Origin of the sequence: Iocasia fonsfrigidae (assembly GCF_017751145.1) — a bacterium.
Taxonomy (GTDB): Bacteria; Bacillota; Halanaerobiia; order Halanaerobiales; family DTU029; genus Iocasia; species Iocasia fonsfrigidae.
Genome location: NZ_CP046640.1, coordinates 3,698,322 through 3,715,630, shown reverse-complemented (window position 1 = coordinate 3,715,630; position 17,309 = coordinate 3,698,322). Strand labels below are relative to the sequence as shown.

Here is a 17,309-nt window from a genome sequence, read left to right as displayed (position 1 = left end):
CTAAAAAAATATATTATAAATTAAAGGAAGGAAGCAATATGAAGAAATTGTATAGATATATTTGTCTAGGTGAAGAGGTTTTAACAAAATCTGCATTATTTCTTATAATTGTACTTGTTTTTATTGCTGCTATATTGCGTACTCTAAAATATCCATTGAATTGGTCAGTAGATATAGCACAATTACTTTTTGCCTGGACAGTGTTTATTGGTGCTGATATAGCTTTTCGAAGAGATAAATTAATGGGGGTAGATCTCATTATATCGAAATTCCCAAGTAAAATTAAAAGCTTTCTAAAGATCTTTTTTTATTGTTTGATAATAATTTTTCTTTTTATTACATTAATTTATGGTCTTCAATTATGTATTGAAAATTCCGCAAGGACATTCCAAAGTCTTAGAATTAGTTATTCTTGGGTGACACTTAGTTTGCCTGTAGGATCAATTCTAATGGTTATTACTAGTATTATTAAAATAAAAAAAGTATTAACTGTTGATGACTAATGATTAATTAGTTTATGACTTTAAAGATTATTTAAAGAATATTTTTAAAGGGGTGTAGGAGTTGGCATATGTTATTTTAGTTTTTATTATACTACTTATTTTAGGAATGCCAGTTTCTTTTACAATTGGGATTTCTGGAGCTGTTTTCTTTTTACAAAATTCTTTTGTACCATTGTCTATAGTCGCTCAAAAAGCAGTAAGTGCGACACAATCGTTTCCCTTGCTTGCAATTCCTTTTTTCGTATTAGCAGGTAATTTAATGAATGCGACTGGTATTACTCCAAGGCTTATAAAATTAGCGACAGTGCTAACTGGTCATATGAAGGGAGGATTAGCTCAAGTAAGTGTTGTATTGAGTAGTTTAATGGGAGGCATTTCTGGTTCTGCAACAGCTGATGCTGCTATGGAAGCTAGAATATTAGGTCCAGATATGATTGAAAGAGGATATTCTAAGGGTTATGCTGCTGTGACTGTAAGCTTGCCTTCATTAATAACTGCAACTATTCCTCCTAGTATGGGTTTAATAATTTATGGTTTTGTAGGTGAGGTTTCAATTGGACGATTATTTGCAGCTGGACTTATTCCAGGAATATTAATGATGATATTCTTAATGATAGCAGTCAGTATTACTGCAAATAAAAAAGGATATATGGCTGTTAGAGCTAGTAGGGTAACTTTTAAAGAGTTGTTAGTAGCTCTTAAAGAAAGCATTTGGGCTATAATTTTCCCATTAATTCTTATAGTTGGAATTAGATTTGGTCTATTTACACCCTCAGAGGCAGGTGCCTTTGCTTCGGTATATGCTCTTTTGGTTGGTGTATTTATTTATAAGGAATTAACATGGGAAAAATTTTTAAAAGTTCTTGATACTACTGTAGAAGATTTAGGAGCTATTATGTTGATTATTTCCTTTGCGGGTATTTTTGGTTATGGTATTGTATTTGATAGAATTCCCCAGGTGCTTTCTGGGTTTATCATTAACATAACTACAAATCCTATTTCACTCATATTTATTATTTTATTATTCTTAGCCCTTTGTGGAATGTTTGTTGAAACGACAGCGCTTGTATTATTACTTACACCAATATTTTTGCCTCTTGTACAACAGGTTGGAATAGATCCAGTACATTTTGGAATATTAATGATGACAATAGTTACAATGGGAATAATGACACCGCCCGTCGGTATAGCAATGTATACAGTTTGTTCGATTTTAGATTGTCCAACTGAAAAATATACTAGAGAATCTATTCCGTTTTTTATTGCTATTTTATTGGAGGTTGTTATTCTAGTATTATTTCCGCAGATTGTTTTGTTTTTACCAAACTTTATATTTGGGTAAAGTAATTTAAACTGATAAAATTGATTAAGTATTTTTAAAAGAATAAGAATATTATTTTTAAAAATATATTAAATAAGGATTCTGGGTGATAATGGTGAAGATGGTTTTCCGCTGGTTTGGGAAAAAGGATGATAATATTACATTGCAAGAGATTAGACAAATACCTGGAGTAGAGGGTGTAGTTACTGCCTTGTAGGGATATTCCAGTTGGTGAGATCTGGCCGCTGTCCGATATTATGAAATTGAAAAAAGAGATTAATCAGGCTGGACTTAAGATGGAGGTATTGAGAGTGTCAATGTCCATGAAGATATTAAACTCGGGCTTGACAGTAGGGAACGTTATATTGAGAATTATCAGGAGTCAATTAAGAATTTAAGTAAAGCAGGTGTTAAGGTTATATGCTATAAGATTAGTGACAATAGATTTGATAGTTCTATATTTAATGAGGCTGAAAACCCCTTAAGATTAAAAAATATCTTAAGGGGTTTTATTTTATATATTGTCAGATGCTGAGGAAGACATCACGTTTTTGGTTATAATTACATCACTACCCAATCCGAGTACGTTTTCAATAGCTATTTGTCCAATAAAAACAGGTGCTTTTAATCTTGTTTTCTTAATAATCTCCATCACCTGAAAAATTTTATCTTTAGGAATAGGTTTGGAAAGTCGTACACTTACTAGAGGTAGTATACCATTTTCTAGCAGGATGGAGGAAGAGATGTTGCGCTGAGGATTGGTCAGTTCTTGATTGACGTATTCATATCCACGTTTGCAAGCTGCGCCTTCTATTGAAAGGATCTTTTCATTTTTAATTTCTACTGCAATATTACATCCGTTTGGGCACATAATACAGGTATATTCTTTTAGCATTTTATACGCACCTCCAAAACGTTATCAGATTGTAATAACTTATGATTGATTGGTATTTTAATCATTTCTGCTGGAATCATTTTTTTAAAATGGATAGATTTTATTACTGAATTATCTTGAATAATTTCAATGCTACTGTTTTGGAATGGCTTTTTCACACGCATAGAAAGATTAAAATCTTTTGTTCCGCTTACATACTGTGGAACAGTATAGTTGATTTCCGAACTGGTATTAATTTTAATATGGCACGTAGAAAAAATATCGTTCTGTATATAAGCAGCAACAGCATGTGCAAGGCTTTCTGCTTCAAGGGATACAAAATCCACAAGGTCGTGAACATGAAGAACATTACCCGCAGCAAATATGCCATCAACACATGTTTGATAATTTTCATCGACGATAGCACCTTTTGTGCGCATATCTAGCTCGACTTCTGCTGAAAGAGAAAGCTCATTTTCAGGAATAAGCCCTACTGAAAGAATCAACGTGTCACAAGAATACTCTTTTTCAGTATTAGGTATTGGCTTAAGGTGTTCATTTACCTTAGAAATTGTGACGCCTGTTAGCCTGGAACTTCCATGAATGTTGGTAATAGTGTGACTTAGGTATAGTGGTATATTGTAATCATTTAGACATTGTTCAATATTGCGTGGTAGACCGCTTGCATATGGCAAAATTTCAAATACGGCTTTTACGTTTGCGCCTTCTAGCGTCATACGACGTGCCATGATGAGTCCGATATCGCCAGAACCTAAAATAATAACATCCTTACCTATCATAGTGTTGTGAAGATTTATATAAGATTGAGCTACTCCTGCTGTAAACACTCCTGCTGGTCGTTCGCCAGGAATACCAAGGGCACCACGGGTGCGTTCACGGCAACCCATTGTTAGGATTATGGTTTTTGCCTGGAAGGTCACGAGTCCGTCTTTGGAAGAAGCTGTAACCTTCTTATCTTTTGTGACTGAAAGAACGGTAGTGTTTGTAATGTATTTAATGTTTAACTTATGTACCTCATCTATAAATCGTTGGGCGTATTCAGGTCCGCTAAGGGTTTCTTTAAAGCGTGTAAGGCCAAAACCGTCGTGTATACACTGACGTAGGATACCACCTAGTGTTTTTTCTCGTTCAATAATAAGAACATCATGAATACCTTTTTTATAAAGTTCTACAGCTGCTGTAAGCCCTGCTGGGCCGCCACCAATAACAATTACTTTTTTGTTAACAATATTCATTCTCTCACCTTCCCTGTAAACATGTTTGAACCGTTACGACTATAGAGTACGTCAGTAACTTGCTTGTTAAGTTCCTCTTGAATCATTTGGGCAATACGCATCTGACAGTAACCGCCTTGGCATCGACCCATCATTGAACGAGTGCGATATTTGATTCCAATCATAGTATCTACACCTAGAGGATTATGGATTGTTTGCATAATTTCAGCTTTAGTAACTTTTTCACAACGGCAGATTACTTCACCGTAATCAGGATTTTCTGCAATCAATCTAGCTTTTTCTTCATCACTTTGCTCTGAAAAACGAACAATACCTTTGCGATTTGGATTAAAGTTTTTATTAGGCTGTAATGTTTCACATTCTGCTAGCAATTTAACAGCACGGCGTGCAATTGGAAGTGCTGAGGTAAGTCCTGGAGATTCGATTCCAACGAGATTGATAGTTTGTGGAGCTTCTTTGCGGGATTCAATTACAAAATCTTTTACAACATTATCCCCATCAAGCCACTTAGGTTGTATACCAGAGTAGTTGCGAATGTAATCTGATTTATGAATGTGTGGCCATAAGTTAGAGGCATCTTGTGCAAGATAATCCATATTTTTTTGTGGTACACCGTAATAGGTAAAATCATCTACATAATCGGCATTCGGTCCTATGATTACGTTGCCATCAATTGTGGGTGTTACATGAATACCCATATATGTGTTAGTAGGAACAGGGTAAACAGGCATAGGAAGTAAAGGGCCCATCTTTTTATCCAAAATAATATAGTCCCCCTTAGTACCACCGATTTGATAATCTGTGATTCCTAACATTTTTGAAATTTCCACACAACCCAAGCCAGCGCAATTCACAACCCAGCGAGTATTAAAATCACTCTGGCTTGTTTTAATAGTATAAGTACTATTTTTTTCCCAGTGAATGTCAATTACTTCGTGATTAAAATAAAAATCCACACCATTTATTTTGGCATTTTCAGCTAATGCTATTGTGTATTGGAAAGGGTCTACAATCCCACTTTTAGGAGAAAACATGGCAAATTCACCGATTACTTCAGGAACTAGTTCATGTAGACGTGCTTTATCGATCATTTCAAGGCCGATGCTACCGTTAATTTTGCCATTTTCAATTGTGTTTTGTAGGCTTTCATAATCTGATTGTGTGTTTCCGACAAGAACTTTGCCTGTTCGCTTGAATGGAACATCTAATTCTTTTGCCACTTTATCAAATTCTAAACAACCCTCCACGCAGCATTCTGACTTGAGAGTACCTATATCATATGCAAATCCACCATGTATTACAGCAGAATTTCTGCCACTTGTTTCATAACAGACGTCTTGGTTTTTTTCCAAAACACCGATTTTTAAATCGTATCTTGACATTTCTCGTGCCACTGCACTACCAATTACACCCCCGCCGACAATTAGTATGTCATATTTTTGGTTCATAATTTATACCTCCTCAAAATCATCCTACCATTTTATAAAATTATAACACTAATTTTTCATATTAACAAGATTTTTTAATTTAAATAGTCATATTATGCTTTATATTATATATTTTATCAATAATAAGCTATATAATCGTCCTACCATTAATGAAGAAATAGAACCCATATTCTAAATTAATATAGAGAATATGGGTGAATATTTTTACTGATTTTTTTCTTGGATAAAGCGATTACGGTTGTAAAGTAAGTGGAATAACATGGCTTGCTGTGCATCTGCTGCACGCCGTTCATGTACTGCATGAAAGATTTCGCGGTGGGATTTGATGGTTTGTTCAAACTCTGATTCGGCTACTATTGAAGAAAATACTGTTATACCTTCGCAAATAACAGGGATAAGATTGGACATAACGATGTTTTGGCTACAAGTTGCAAGTTGAGTATGAAAATCCATATCCTTTTGTGTAAAATCCTGTCGTTTGCGAATTAATGCTTCCAATTCGTCACATAAATTACCGAGGATTTCAATATCATGCAATGTTGCGTTTTGTGCTGCTAATGCTGCGATTTGAGGTTCAATGATACAGCGAATTTGCATGAGATCTTGTGTAAGCTTACGGCGGTCTTCTATAAAAGAAAAACCTAAGGGATCATCTGCTACACCTTTTTTTTGTGAAATAAATGTACCAGCACCTTGACGGATATCTATAATATTTCGTGAAGCAAGTGACCTTAAAGCTTCGCGTATTGTATTACGGCTTACGCCGAGTAGTGATGAAAGTTCGTATTCATTTGGTAGCTTTTCTCCTACACTAAAGTCACCTTCTCGAATGAATTCCATAAGTTCGTTTGCAATTCTATTACTAAGGGTTTTATTTTTCATTGATGGTATTTACCTCCTTTTATAAGGGTTTGAATATATTTTACAACTGCATGTATACTTCTCAAGTAAAATATATACCAACAGTATAAAGAATATTTTTAATGTGATTGTATAATACAACATATTTTTTTTCAACTCCAGCTAAAAAAAGAGGAAAATTAAAAAACCTTAGAATAGTAAGTACAAGTAAATGATTTTTTAAAATCGCCTTAAACCACAAGTTTAAGGTAATCATAGAGGAGTGATAAAATAAAAAAATTCCAAATATTTGTCAAACAATTGTCCCAATAGGCTCTATAAAAAACCTTCAGATAATTGATATTTCGGGGATTATAAAAGGAAATTCCCGCCTTTTCTAGAAAGTGTTTAGTGAGCAAACCAACACAGAAAGGACGGGGAAAAATGTTGTTATCTATATTGTAATATTATATGTAATAGCATACAATTTATTTCATCTATACATAACATAGAAATTTAAGAAGTTTTAATCCAGAAAAAGAGACAAAGAAGAAATTTTTAAGAAGATTTTATAAAGGATTAATTACATTAAAAAAGCCATTATACTATCCAGGGATTGATCCTGGTTAACATAAATTATTCTGTTGGCATAGAGCTGAAAAACGAATAACCCTATAATAATGGGAGAAAGGGGGTTCTATACCCTATTTTAACTTATTTTAGGATTTAATATGGTTTAAAATTAATAAAAAACTCATTTTTATTTTTTTGATTCCGTTTGAGGAATCTCTGAGTATGTATAAAGTAAATTGAATAATCCCTATGGATTTGATAGAATATATTTAAGAATTTATAGCAAAAAAGTCCCAGCTTCTTTGTGGAGCTGGGACTTAAAAAGTCGAGTTTCCTACTTTTCATCAGTGATGAGCAGCTGTAATAGTTGTGGAACAAGAACTATAGCTGTTAGAGATAATACAATTATCAAATCTTTAAGCATATTAATCTCCCCTTTCTTATTTTCTTATAGTCTTATAAAGGTTATGGCTAGAGTATACAACAAATTAGCAATTTTGTAAAGGGGTATCAGCAGGAAAACTGAGGAGTTGGTATAAATATGAAAGTTCTAGTTACAGGTGGTGCAGGTTTTATTGGTTCAAATATTGTTGATTGTCTGGTTGAACAGGGATATCAAACAGTTATTGTGGACAATCTCTCACAGGGCAAGGCCGAAAATATTAATCAGGGGGCTGAGTTTTATCAAGTAGATGTCAGTTCTCCACTGATCAATGGGGTTTTTAAGAAAGAGGGTATTACACATGTGATTCATCACGCAGCCCAGATAGATGTACAGCAGTCTCTTCGGGATCCCCTATTTGATATTAAAAATAATATTACGGGTACGGTTAATTTACTGGAATGCTGTAGGAAATATAATGTAAAGAAGATAATTTACCCTTCATCAGCAGCAGTATATGGTGAACCAGATTATCTGCCCCTTGATGAGTGTCACCCCCTGAAAGCAATCTCTCCCTATGGTATTAGCAAACATACACCTGAACACTATCTAAGGGCCTATCAGGAGTTATATGATCTGGATTATACTATTTTTAGATATGCTAATGTATATGGTCCTAGACAGGATCCTAAAGGTGAGGGTGGGGTTATTTCTATCTTTGTAGATAAGATGTTGGCTGGGGAGAGGCCGGTTATTTTTGGTGATGGAGAACAGAGTAGGGATTTTATCTATGTCAGGGATATAGTAGAGGCTAACCTCAAGGCTTTGAGTGGGGCTGGCGGAAAATTATTAAACATAAGTAGTAAGATACAGGTTACAGTTAATGAACTATATCAGCTCATTAATAAGATACTAGGAAGTGACCTGGAACCGGTTTATCAAAAGGAACGCAAGGGTGATATCCGGCATAGCTATTTAGATAACAGCAGGGCCAGGGCTGTTCTAGAATGGGAACCACTCTATGACTTGAGCAGTGGTTTAAAAGAAACCCTTGCCTATTACAGGTCTATCAGCTAATCTAATATTGATGGATTGCTTAAACTACTCTATTGTATTATAATTATATATAAGTAATAATTTTGCATGACTTATAGATGATATCGTAATATATAGAGGAGAGATATTTATGATAACAGCTTTAATAATGGCAGGTGGAGAGGGGACTCGTTTTTGGCCGTTAAGCAGGAGTCACCGGCCGAAACAATTCCTAAAATTAACAGATGATCAGCAGACGATGTTACAGGCTACAGTGGAGAGAATCAGTGAATTAATACCATTAGAGCAGGTTTTTATTGCTACAAATAAGGCCTATCAAAGGCCTATCGAAAAGCAATTGAAGGGGATACCTGCAGAAAATATTATAGTTGAGCCGGTAAAGCGGGATACAGCAGCCTGTATTGGTTTGTCAGCCTTAATCATTGACAGGAAATACCCTGGATCAACAATGATAGTGCTGCCGGCTGATCACTTGATTGAAGAGAAAGATAATTTTCTAAACATTTTAAAGAAAGCAGTTATGGTGGCGGCAACAGGTTGTAATTTGGTAACACTGGGTATTAATCCAACCCATCCTGAGACTGGTTATGGTTATATACATTATGGTGAGTTGACGCATAGAATAGATGGTGATGAGGTATATCAAGTAGAGGCCTTTACTGAAAAACCAGATATAATAAAGGCCAGAAAGTTTTTGGAGGAGGGCACCTATCTCTGGAATAGTGGGATGTTTGTCTGGCAGGTCAGGAGTATCCTTGACAATATAGAACTGTATATGCCAGAACTTTCTGCTTCATTAGGACGAATAGGACAGGCTCTGGGTACAGATCTAGCTGAAAAAGTCATCTGTGATGAGTTTGAAGACCTAATTGGTATATCTATTGACTATGGAATTATGGAAAAGGCTGATAATATCTTTGTAATACCTGGTTCATTCGGTTGGGATGACCTGGGCAGCTGGCCTGCCCTGGAACGGGTAAAAAAACTTGATGATAATGGTAATGTGATAGTAGGCAAACACTATGGGATAGATACACTGGATTCTATTATACATAGCCCAGATAAGGTTGTGACTACAATTGGTGTCAAGAATATTGTTATTGTGGACACAGAGGATGCTATTCTCATCTGTGATAAAAACAGGGCCCAGGAGGTTAAGGAGATACGACAGATACTTGAAGATAATGGGATGGAGGAATGTCTGTAGACTGGTATGACAGACGAACCGTCCCCTTGTCATATAAAGGGGGGTGTGTTATGAAGATTAGAAGGGCAGAAGAAAGTGATGTAGGAGTTATTACAGAATATAATTGTAATATGGCCCGGGAAACAGAGGAACTGGATCTGGACAGAGATATAGTGCTGGCTGGTGTTCGGAATGCAATAAATGATAGTTCAAAGGCGGTTTATTATCTGGTTGAAATAGACGGTAAAGTTGTGGGTCAGTTAATGATTACAAAGGAGTGGAGTGACTGGCGTGATGGTGTGTTCTGGTGGATTCAGAGTGTTTATGTTCACGAAGAATACAGGTGTAGAGGGGTTTTCAGGGGGCTGTATAATTATGTAAATGACCTGGTTCAGAATGACCCTGAGGTCTGTGGAATCCGTTTATATGTAGAAAAAAATAATAAGCTGGCCCAGAAAACTTATCAAAATATGGGTATGAAGGAAACACCTTATCTCCTGTATGAACAGGAAAAATAAAAAAGTCATTAAATGTAGGTATTTTTTGCTAATAATTGTATTTTGTAATATAATATAATATGATATAGTAAAATACAAGTTAAAAGTGAGGATTGAGGAGATGAGATTTTCTTTTATAAAAAAGGACGGTTTTTTTCTCAAGGTATTAGTAGGTATAATTGATGTCTTTCTGATAAATTTTAGTTTTTATCTTGCCTTTCATTTGAGGTTTAATTTTCAACCATCTATGACTAATATCAGGCCTTTTTATGCTATTATTCCATATATTTCGATAGTCACTTTAATTGTCTACATATTTTTTGATATGCTGTCGATGTCCTATAAATCAATAATGGATAATTTGTTTAAAGTGTTTAGCTGTCTCTTATTAGTTGATATTATTACAGCTGGAATACTTTATTTTAACAGGGGTTTTTCCTTTCCAAGGAGTATTTTTATTATTGGTTTTGTTGTCCAGTTTGTTTTGCTGGCTGTATTTAAATCCTATTTATTGCTTAAAATTAAAAAGAATTACCGCAAGAAAAGGATTTTAATTATTGGTTCTAAAGAGGATACTGAAAATATTGCTAAAAGGCTTTTATTGAGTAAGGATAATCTTGACGACCTCAGGTATATTTGCAATAATATAGATCATAATATTTATAAGTTAATTGATGAGGTAGATAAGATTTATGTCGGTCCCAGTGTCAGCAGTGAGGTTAAAAGTGAGCTAATAAGCTATTGTATTGGTAAAAACAAGCTTGTTTACCTAGTTCCTGAGTTATTTGAAATTGCTATGATTAATGCCAGGACTGTTCAGCTTGATGACCTGCCTGTTTTTGAGATAGACAATCTCCATCTGTCTTTTGAAAAGATGATTATAAAACGGATTTTTGATGCAGTCCTATCTTTTATTGGTATTGTACTTACTTTGCCTATTATGGCAGTTACGGCTTTAATTATTAAGTTATATGACCGGGGTCCAGTCTTATATATACAGGAGAGGGTTACCCAGGGAAACAGGAAATTCAAGCTTTATAAATTTAGAACCATGATTGTTAATGCCGAAAAAAAGACAGGCCCTGTGTTAGCATATGATAGAGACCCCAGGATAACACCACTGGGCAGGTTTTTAAGGGCCAGCAGGTTAGATGAATTACCACAGCTTTTTAATGTCCTTAAAGGTGATATGAGTATAGTTGGCCCCCGACCGGAGAGACAGCATTTTATTAATGAGTTTACTAAAGATATACCACATTTTAAATACCGCATAATGGTAAAAGCCGGGGTTACAGGACTTGCCCAGGTGCTGGGTAAATATACTACAAGCCCTGAAGATAAGGCCCGTTTTGACTTGTTATATATCAGAAATTATTCCCTGTGGCTGGATCTAAAGATAATGCTGCGCACCTTGAAAGTAGTTTTTCTCAAAGATAAGTCCAGTGGGGTTAAAGAGGAAAAATCCCTGGAAGAAGTGCTGATAAGCCTAAATATTCAGGCTCACGAAGAAATAAGTGCCACCAGAATCGATCAGTTTAGATAATGCAACTCCTGTGATAGTTATAGAAATAAAATATAAGGCTAGAAATTACTAGGTAATATTTTAGTTTTTTAAATTTATAAACAGATAAATAAAAGGGGATTAGCAATGAAATTATCAAGGAAAAGTGAGTATGCCTGTCTGGCACTAATAGATCTGGCCAGGACTTATGATGATGGCCTGCTTACTATCGGAGAACTGGCTGAACAAAATAATATACCCAAGAAATATCTGGAGCAGATTCTGCTTATTTTAAAAGGGGCAGGATATGTCAGGAGTGTCCGTGGTGTTGGTGGGGGATATAAACTTGCACAGGTGCCAGGTGAGATATCTATTGCAGAGGTTATCAGGCTTATTGATGGACCTTTAGCCCCAATCGGATCTGTTAGTGAATATTTCTATGAATATACCCCTACAGAACAAAATGATAAGTTGCTGGCTTTATTTAAAGATATTAGAGATTATACAGCTGATTTATTAGAAAAAACAACATTTAAAGATCTAATTTAATTTTTTATGTTTTAAAGTCTACTTAGTATATAGACAATATAGAGATTATATGATATATTAATTATATTAAATTTATAAGACATAGGGTTAAGTAAAAAAACATAATATTTTATAGGAAGGAGAATATGATAAAAATGGAAAAAACAAAATTAAGGAGTGTTTTAGTTTTAGGGTTAATACTGGTTCTAACCAGTATGGTCCTATCATCCTGTAGCAGTTTACAGAAAGAAGATAGTTTAGAGCAAATTCCAACAATTAGAATATCTGGGGCCTGGGCACTCTATCCAATGATGGTGGTCTGGGCAGATGAATATCAAAAAACACATAATGTAGTAATTGAGCTTGCTGGTGGAGGTGCTGGTAAGGGTATTTCGGATGTTTTAAATGGCCAGGTTGATATAGGTATGGTATCCAGACCGATAAGGGAGGAAGAACTAGAACAGGAGGCTTTTTATATTGCTACTGTAAAAGACTCAGTAGTTGCAGTAGTAAATGAGGATAACCCTGTCTTGATGGAGATATATGAGCAGGGTTTATCACAGGAAGATTTAAAGAAAATCTTTCTCAAAGAGACAGTAAATTGGGGAGAAATAGTTGGAAAAGATATGATAGATGATCAAATAACTGTCTATGGCCGGGCAGATGCCTCTGGTGCTGCTAAGGTTTGGGCTAGTTTTTTAGGTGATTATACCCAGTCTGATCTCCAGGATCAAGCAGATGCTAATTTTAGTGGTGATCAGCCTGTTGCTGCTGCAGTGGAGGATGAGAAAAATGCTATTGGTTTTACTAATTTAAACTATGCCTATAGTATAGAAACAGGGAAATTTGCTGAAAAAATTAGACCGGTACCAGTGGACTTGAATAATAATAATAGACTTAATGCTGAAGAAAGTTTTTATGATAATCGGGATATGTTTATAAAAAGTGTTTCTGAGGGGAAATACCCTTCTCCACCTGCCCGCAGGGACTATGTAGTAGGGAAGGGTTCTTTTACAGCAGAAGTAAAAGAATTTATTAAGTGGATATTAACTGATGGACAAAAATATGTAGTGGAGAATGGTTATGTAAAACTAGCCAATGAAGAGTTAAAAGAGGAGATTAATTACCTGGAAGATGGCAAACGTCGGCAATAATTAAGGAGAGACCAAATGAATAAATTTACTTTTAGACAGCTTAAAGACCTAATAAGTTCTAAAGTAATGTTGTTAGTGGTTATAAGTGTTTGTTTGCTTTTTATTTCAATTTTTACTTTGTTGATCAAGAGCTCCTACCTGATATTAACCAAACAATCTACAATAGACCTATTATTCTCATCACAGTGGAAACCCGAAAGTTATACTTTTGGGTTTTCCCCTGCTATTTTAGGCACCTTTTATGTGACATTGTTGGCTATGCTTATTGCTGTACCGATATCTATTATGGCTGCTATCTACATTGCCGAATATGCTTCAAGTAGAATAAGAATATATCTGCAGGGTTTTATAGATGTCTTAGCTGGTATTCCTTCAGTAGTATTTGGTTTATGTGCTTTACTTGTTCTTGTTCCCTTTGTTAAAGATTATGTAGGTCCCTGTTTGGGAGTGAAAACAACTGGTTGTTGTATTTTTACAGCATCAGTTGTGCTAGCAGTAATGATTTTTCCACTTATTATTTCATTAACAGTAGAATCACTTAGGGCAATACCATTAGGGTTAAAGGAACAAACCTTATCACTAGGGACTACTAACTGGCAGCTGATTCAGCTGGTATTATTAAAGGCGGCTGGTCCGGGAATAGTATCAGCTATTATTTTAGCCCTGGGTAGGGCTTTTGGTGAGACAATGGCAGTAGCAATGGTAATTGGGGGAAAAAATAGTTTTCCTTCGCTGTTTTCAGCTGGCCAGACCCTGCCGAGTTTGATAGTAAATAGTTTTGGTGAGATGATGTCTATTCCTGAAGAAAGGTCTGCTTTAATTTTTGTAGCCTTGTTTTTATTTATTGTGGTTACTATTTTCAACTTATTTTCCTGCCATTTAAAAAATTGTCTGCGGGAGAGGTGGAAATATGAATAGATATCAAGTAGAGAAAGTTTTTAAATTGCTTACCTTTTTATCCTTTTTAGTGGTAATGTTTTCCTTAATTATTATTATTGTCATTACCCTAATCAAAGGGGGAGGGGTGCTTCTCGGTAACCCTGCTCTTGTTATTACACCACCAGGGCCAAAGTATTTACTGGGGGGTAAAGGCGGTTTTCTTCATGCCCTATTGGGTAGTATTTACTTAGTATTACCTGCTACACTGCTGGCGATTACTCTGGCATTATTGATAGCAAGCTATTTGCAGACTGATTATTTAAAAAGAAGTTATGCTAATAAAATACGGGTTTTGTTGGAAATACTCTGGGGTACACCTTCAATAGTACTGGGTATATTTGTAATGACTATTCTGGTTTTTATTAAGCAGCGGGGGAGTTTGCTGGCTGGTATTATGGCTTTAACCCTATTAGAATTACCAATAATAACCCGTTATACTGATGAGGCCATTAGTTCTGTTCCTAATAACCTAAAAGAAGCAGTTTATTCCATGGGAACAACCAAACTGGAGTCTTCATTAGTAGTTATAAGATACGCCCTTCCGGGAATAGTTGCAGGGGTTTTGATTGGTTTAGGGAGGGGTATTGGAGATGCTGCAACAATAATCTTTACAGCTGGTAGCAGTAGTTCAATGCCACAGGGTTTATTTGATTCAGTAACAGCCCTACCTATTTTGATTTTTCAGCAGGCAAGTGCTTTTCATGCTAAAGTAAGGGCTGATGCCTATGCTGCTTCTTTTGTTTTGTTAGTTATAATAATTATATTAAATGTCCTTTCCAGGTTAAGTATTAAATATTTTTCCAGATATATACAGGACAAAGGCAATTAAAGCTTCTAAAAAAGAAAGAAGGGGAAATAAGTGAGTCAATTTGCACCGGAAATAGAGATTAGAAACTTAAATGTTTTCTATACCAGTAATAAAAAAGCAGTAGGGGCCTTAAAGGATATCAGTGTTAATATTCCTAAAAATAAATTAACTACTATTATTGGCCCTTCGGGTTGTGGGAAGACAACTTTATTAAAAACAATAAATAGACTACATGATATTCAGGATGATGTCAGAGTAGAGGGAAAAATATATATTGGTCAGGAAGATATCTATCACCCTGACCACCCGGTTCCGGAACTGAGGAAAAGAGTAGGTCTGGTTGCACAAAGGCCGTATCCCCTACCAGCATCAATTTATAATAATGTAGCTTTTGGTCCCCGTTTACATAGTAAATTACCAAAACAAGAGCTTACTGAGATTGTAGAAACTTCACTTAGAAAGGCTAATCTATGGGAAGAAGTAAAGGATAGACTGGATTCTCCAGCGGCAGATTTGTCTATTGGTCAGCAGCAGAGGTTATGTCTGGCCCGTACTTTAGCTGTAGAACCAGAGGTGATTTTATGTGATGAGGTTACTTCAGCCCTTGATCCAATTTCTGCAAAAGAGATTGAGGATTTATTATACTCACTAAAAGAAAATTATACAATTGTTTTAGTTAGCCATGTCTTACGTCAGGCCAGGAGATTATCTGACTATATTATATTTCTCTATCTAGGAGAAGTAATAGAAGTCAGAGAAGCAGAGGAATTTTTCCTTAATCCACAAAACGAGAAATCCCAGCAATATATTCAAGGGGCTATTGGTGGTGGGGATTATAGTCGGTTTTAACAATGTTTTGGGTAGGGAAAGTTGTTTGTATCCGACGTATATATTTCAGCAATAACCAAGAAATCCCTGTATTACTGTTATAAAAATAGAAAAACATGACAGCTGGAAGACAGATAAAATTGACCTTAAGGCTCTAATATATTAAAATATAGGGAGAGTAATAATAGAGCAAAGGAGAGGACCTGGAATGTACAATAATAAAATAAGTATAATTGGTACAGGCTATGTTGGACTGGTTGGTGGGGTATGTCTGGCGGAGTTCGGGAATAATATTATAAATGTGGATATAGATGAAGATAAGATTGCGATGCTAAACAGGGGAGAAATACCCATTTATGAGCCAGGCTTAAAAGATGTCTATGAGCGTAATTTGGCTGATGGGAGAATAAGGTTTACTACTGATATAGAGTCTGCTATTAAAGAGAGTGAGGTTGTGTTTATTTCGGTAGGAACCCCTCCTGCTGAAGATGGTAGTGCTGACCTTCAGTTTGTACTTGATGTAGCCAGCTCTATTGGTAAATATATGGATGATTATAAGGTTGTAGTTGATAAATCTACTGTGCCTATTGGGACAGGGCGTAAAGTTGCTGCTGTTATTGAAGAAGAGCTGGCTAAAAGGGGTAAGGAATATGAGTTCGATGTAGTCAGTAACCCTGAGTTTCTAAGGGAGGGAAAGGCTGTTCAGGACTTTACTCATCCTGACAGGGTAGTTATTGGTACAGAAAGTGAAAAGGCCCGTCAGATTTTAAGAGATGTTTACCGGGCATTATATATAAATAATACACCCTTTGTATTTACTAATCTGGAGACTGCCGAGATGATTAAGTATGCCTCTAATGCCTTTCTGGCTACCAAAATATCATTTATTAATGAATTATCTGCCCTTTGTGAAGCAGTTAATGCCAATGTACAGACTGTTGCTGAAGCAATGGGGATGGACGGGCGGATTAGCAGTAAATTTCTCCATGCTGGACCTGGTTATGGAGGGAGTTGTTTTCCTAAGGATACCAGTGCTATTGCCCGGATAGCTGAAGGGAAGGGTGTAGAGTTAAAAGTAATTAGTGCAGGTATTGCGGCTAATGAGGCGCAAAAACTACGGATGGTTGATAAGATAGAGGGACGTTTAGGTGATCTAAAAGGCAAGAAGATTGGTATCCTGGGTTTGAGTTTCAAACCTGAAACTGATGATATGCGCGAATCTCCTGCCCTGACAATAATACCTGAGCTTATTAAAGCTGGTGCCCTGATAAGCGCCTATGACCCCCAGGGAATTGAAGAGGCTGTCTGGCGGCTCAAGGACTATGAAAAAGATATTACTTATTGTAATAATGAATATGAGGTAATGAAGAAATCTGATGCCCTGGTTTTAATAACTGAGTGGAATCAGTTCAGGAGATTGGATTTAAGTAAAGTTAAGGAATTATTGAAACAACCGATCTTTTTTGACCTGAGAAATGTCTATGAAAAAGAAGAGCTTGAAAGGTATGGTCTGGAATACATTGGTGTAGGTGTTCCTGCCAGTAGAGCAGGTGCAGTAAATAAGGCTTTTGATGAGGTAGCAGCTGATAAGGAGTAGTTTAAGGAGGCAATAGAA

At 35.8% G+C, this 17,309-nt stretch carries 16 protein-coding genes and 1 pseudogene; 13 read left to right on the top strand and 4 right to left on the bottom strand.

Going from position 1 to position 17,309, the window contains the following annotated elements:
* The first annotated feature begins 38 nt into the window (after window positions 1-38).
* The 3 genes and pseudogenes from GM661_RS17800 to GM661_RS17790 form a co-directional block, all read left to right on the top strand.
* Window positions 39-503 carry a TRAP transporter small permease gene (locus tag GM661_RS17800; protein WP_230868001.1) on the top strand — a complete coding sequence of 155 codons (465 nt, stop codon included), beginning with the start codon at window positions 39-41 and terminating at the stop codon, window positions 501-503.
* Between the two features lie 61 nt (window positions 504-564).
* Window positions 565-1,845 carry a TRAP transporter large permease gene (locus tag GM661_RS17795; RefSeq protein WP_230868000.1) on the top strand — a complete coding sequence of 427 codons (1,281 nt, stop codon included), beginning with the start codon at window positions 565-567 and terminating at the stop codon, window positions 1,843-1,845.
* 94 nt (window positions 1,846-1,939) lie between these two features.
* Window positions 1,940-2,251 (top strand): annotated as a pseudogene (locus GM661_RS17790) (mannonate dehydratase); the annotation flags it as partial.
* Between the two features lie 87 nt (window positions 2,252-2,338).
* On the opposite strand, the gene GM661_RS17785 reads toward GM661_RS17790, so the two are convergent.
* The 4 genes from GM661_RS17785 to GM661_RS17770 form a co-directional block, all read right to left on the bottom strand.
* The gene (locus GM661_RS17785; protein ID WP_230867999.1) at window positions 2,339-2,719 is read right to left on the bottom strand and encodes a DUF1667 domain-containing protein; all 381 of its coding nucleotides are present in this window, start codon (window positions 2,717-2,719) and stop codon (window positions 2,339-2,341) included.
* A complete protein-coding gene (locus GM661_RS17780) occupies window positions 2,713-3,954 on the bottom strand; it encodes an NAD(P)/FAD-dependent oxidoreductase (protein ID WP_230867998.1) in 1,242 nt (413 codons plus the stop codon). Before GM661_RS17780 ends, GM661_RS17785 begins: the two co-directional genes overlap by 7 nt.
* Entirely contained in the window at window positions 3,951-5,402 is a 1,452-nt protein-coding gene (locus GM661_RS17775) for an NAD(P)/FAD-dependent oxidoreductase (RefSeq protein WP_230867997.1), read from the bottom strand. Before GM661_RS17775 ends, GM661_RS17780 begins: the two co-directional genes overlap by 4 nt.
* A gap of 204 nt (window positions 5,403-5,606) precedes the next feature.
* The gene (locus GM661_RS17770) at window positions 5,607-6,284 is read right to left on the bottom strand and encodes a FadR/GntR family transcriptional regulator (protein WP_230867996.1); all 678 of its coding nucleotides are present in this window, start codon (window positions 6,282-6,284) and stop codon (window positions 5,607-5,609) included.
* Window positions 6,285-7,356: 1,072 nt separating this feature from the next.
* Here GM661_RS17770 and GM661_RS17765 point away from each other — a divergent pair.
* The 10 genes from GM661_RS17765 to GM661_RS17720 all read left to right on the top strand — a co-directional run bounded on the left by GM661_RS17765 (window position 7,357) and on the right by GM661_RS17720 (window position 17,291).
* Window positions 7,357-8,274 (top strand): SDR family oxidoreductase, encoded by a 918-nt coding sequence (locus GM661_RS17765; RefSeq protein ID WP_230867995.1) that lies wholly within the window; start codon window positions 7,357-7,359, stop codon window positions 8,272-8,274.
* A gap of 109 nt (window positions 8,275-8,383) precedes the next feature.
* Window positions 8,384-9,460, top strand: a complete 1,077-nt coding sequence (locus GM661_RS17760; RefSeq protein WP_230867994.1) for a mannose-1-phosphate guanylyltransferase — start codon at window positions 8,384-8,386, stop codon at window positions 9,458-9,460.
* Between the two features lie 50 nt (window positions 9,461-9,510).
* Complete coding sequence (locus tag GM661_RS17755) at window positions 9,511-9,957, top strand: GNAT family N-acetyltransferase (RefSeq protein WP_230867993.1); 447 nt, start codon at window positions 9,511-9,513, stop codon at window positions 9,955-9,957.
* A 100-nt stretch (window positions 9,958-10,057) separates the two neighbouring features.
* Window positions 10,058-11,479 carry a sugar transferase gene (locus GM661_RS17750; RefSeq protein WP_230867992.1) on the top strand — a complete coding sequence of 474 codons (1,422 nt, stop codon included), beginning with the start codon at window positions 10,058-10,060 and terminating at the stop codon, window positions 11,477-11,479.
* Between the two features lie 105 nt (window positions 11,480-11,584).
* Complete coding sequence (locus GM661_RS17745) at window positions 11,585-11,986, top strand: RrF2 family transcriptional regulator (protein WP_230867991.1); 402 nt, start codon at window positions 11,585-11,587, stop codon at window positions 11,984-11,986.
* A 134-nt stretch (window positions 11,987-12,120) separates the two neighbouring features.
* A complete protein-coding gene (locus GM661_RS17740; protein WP_230867990.1) occupies window positions 12,121-13,119 on the top strand; it encodes a PstS family phosphate ABC transporter substrate-binding protein in 999 nt (332 codons plus the stop codon).
* Between the two features lie 15 nt (window positions 13,120-13,134).
* Complete coding sequence (gene pstC, locus GM661_RS17735; RefSeq protein ID WP_230867989.1) at window positions 13,135-14,037, top strand: phosphate ABC transporter permease subunit PstC; 903 nt, start codon at window positions 13,135-13,137, stop codon at window positions 14,035-14,037.
* Window positions 14,030-14,887: a PstA family ABC transporter permease gene (locus GM661_RS17730; RefSeq protein WP_230867988.1), complete on the top strand. Its 858-nt coding sequence runs from the start codon at window positions 14,030-14,032 to the stop codon at window positions 14,885-14,887. Before pstC ends, GM661_RS17730 begins: the two co-directional genes overlap by 8 nt.
* A 30-nt stretch (window positions 14,888-14,917) precedes the next feature.
* Window positions 14,918-15,715, top strand: coding sequence for a phosphate ABC transporter ATP-binding protein (locus tag GM661_RS17725; protein WP_230867987.1), 798 nt, complete (start codon window positions 14,918-14,920; stop codon window positions 15,713-15,715).
* 187 nt (window positions 15,716-15,902) lie between these two features.
* A complete protein-coding gene (locus GM661_RS17720) occupies window positions 15,903-17,291 on the top strand; it encodes a UDP-glucose dehydrogenase family protein (protein WP_125986713.1) in 1,389 nt (462 codons plus the stop codon).
* Window positions 17,292-17,309: the final 18 nt, after the last annotated feature.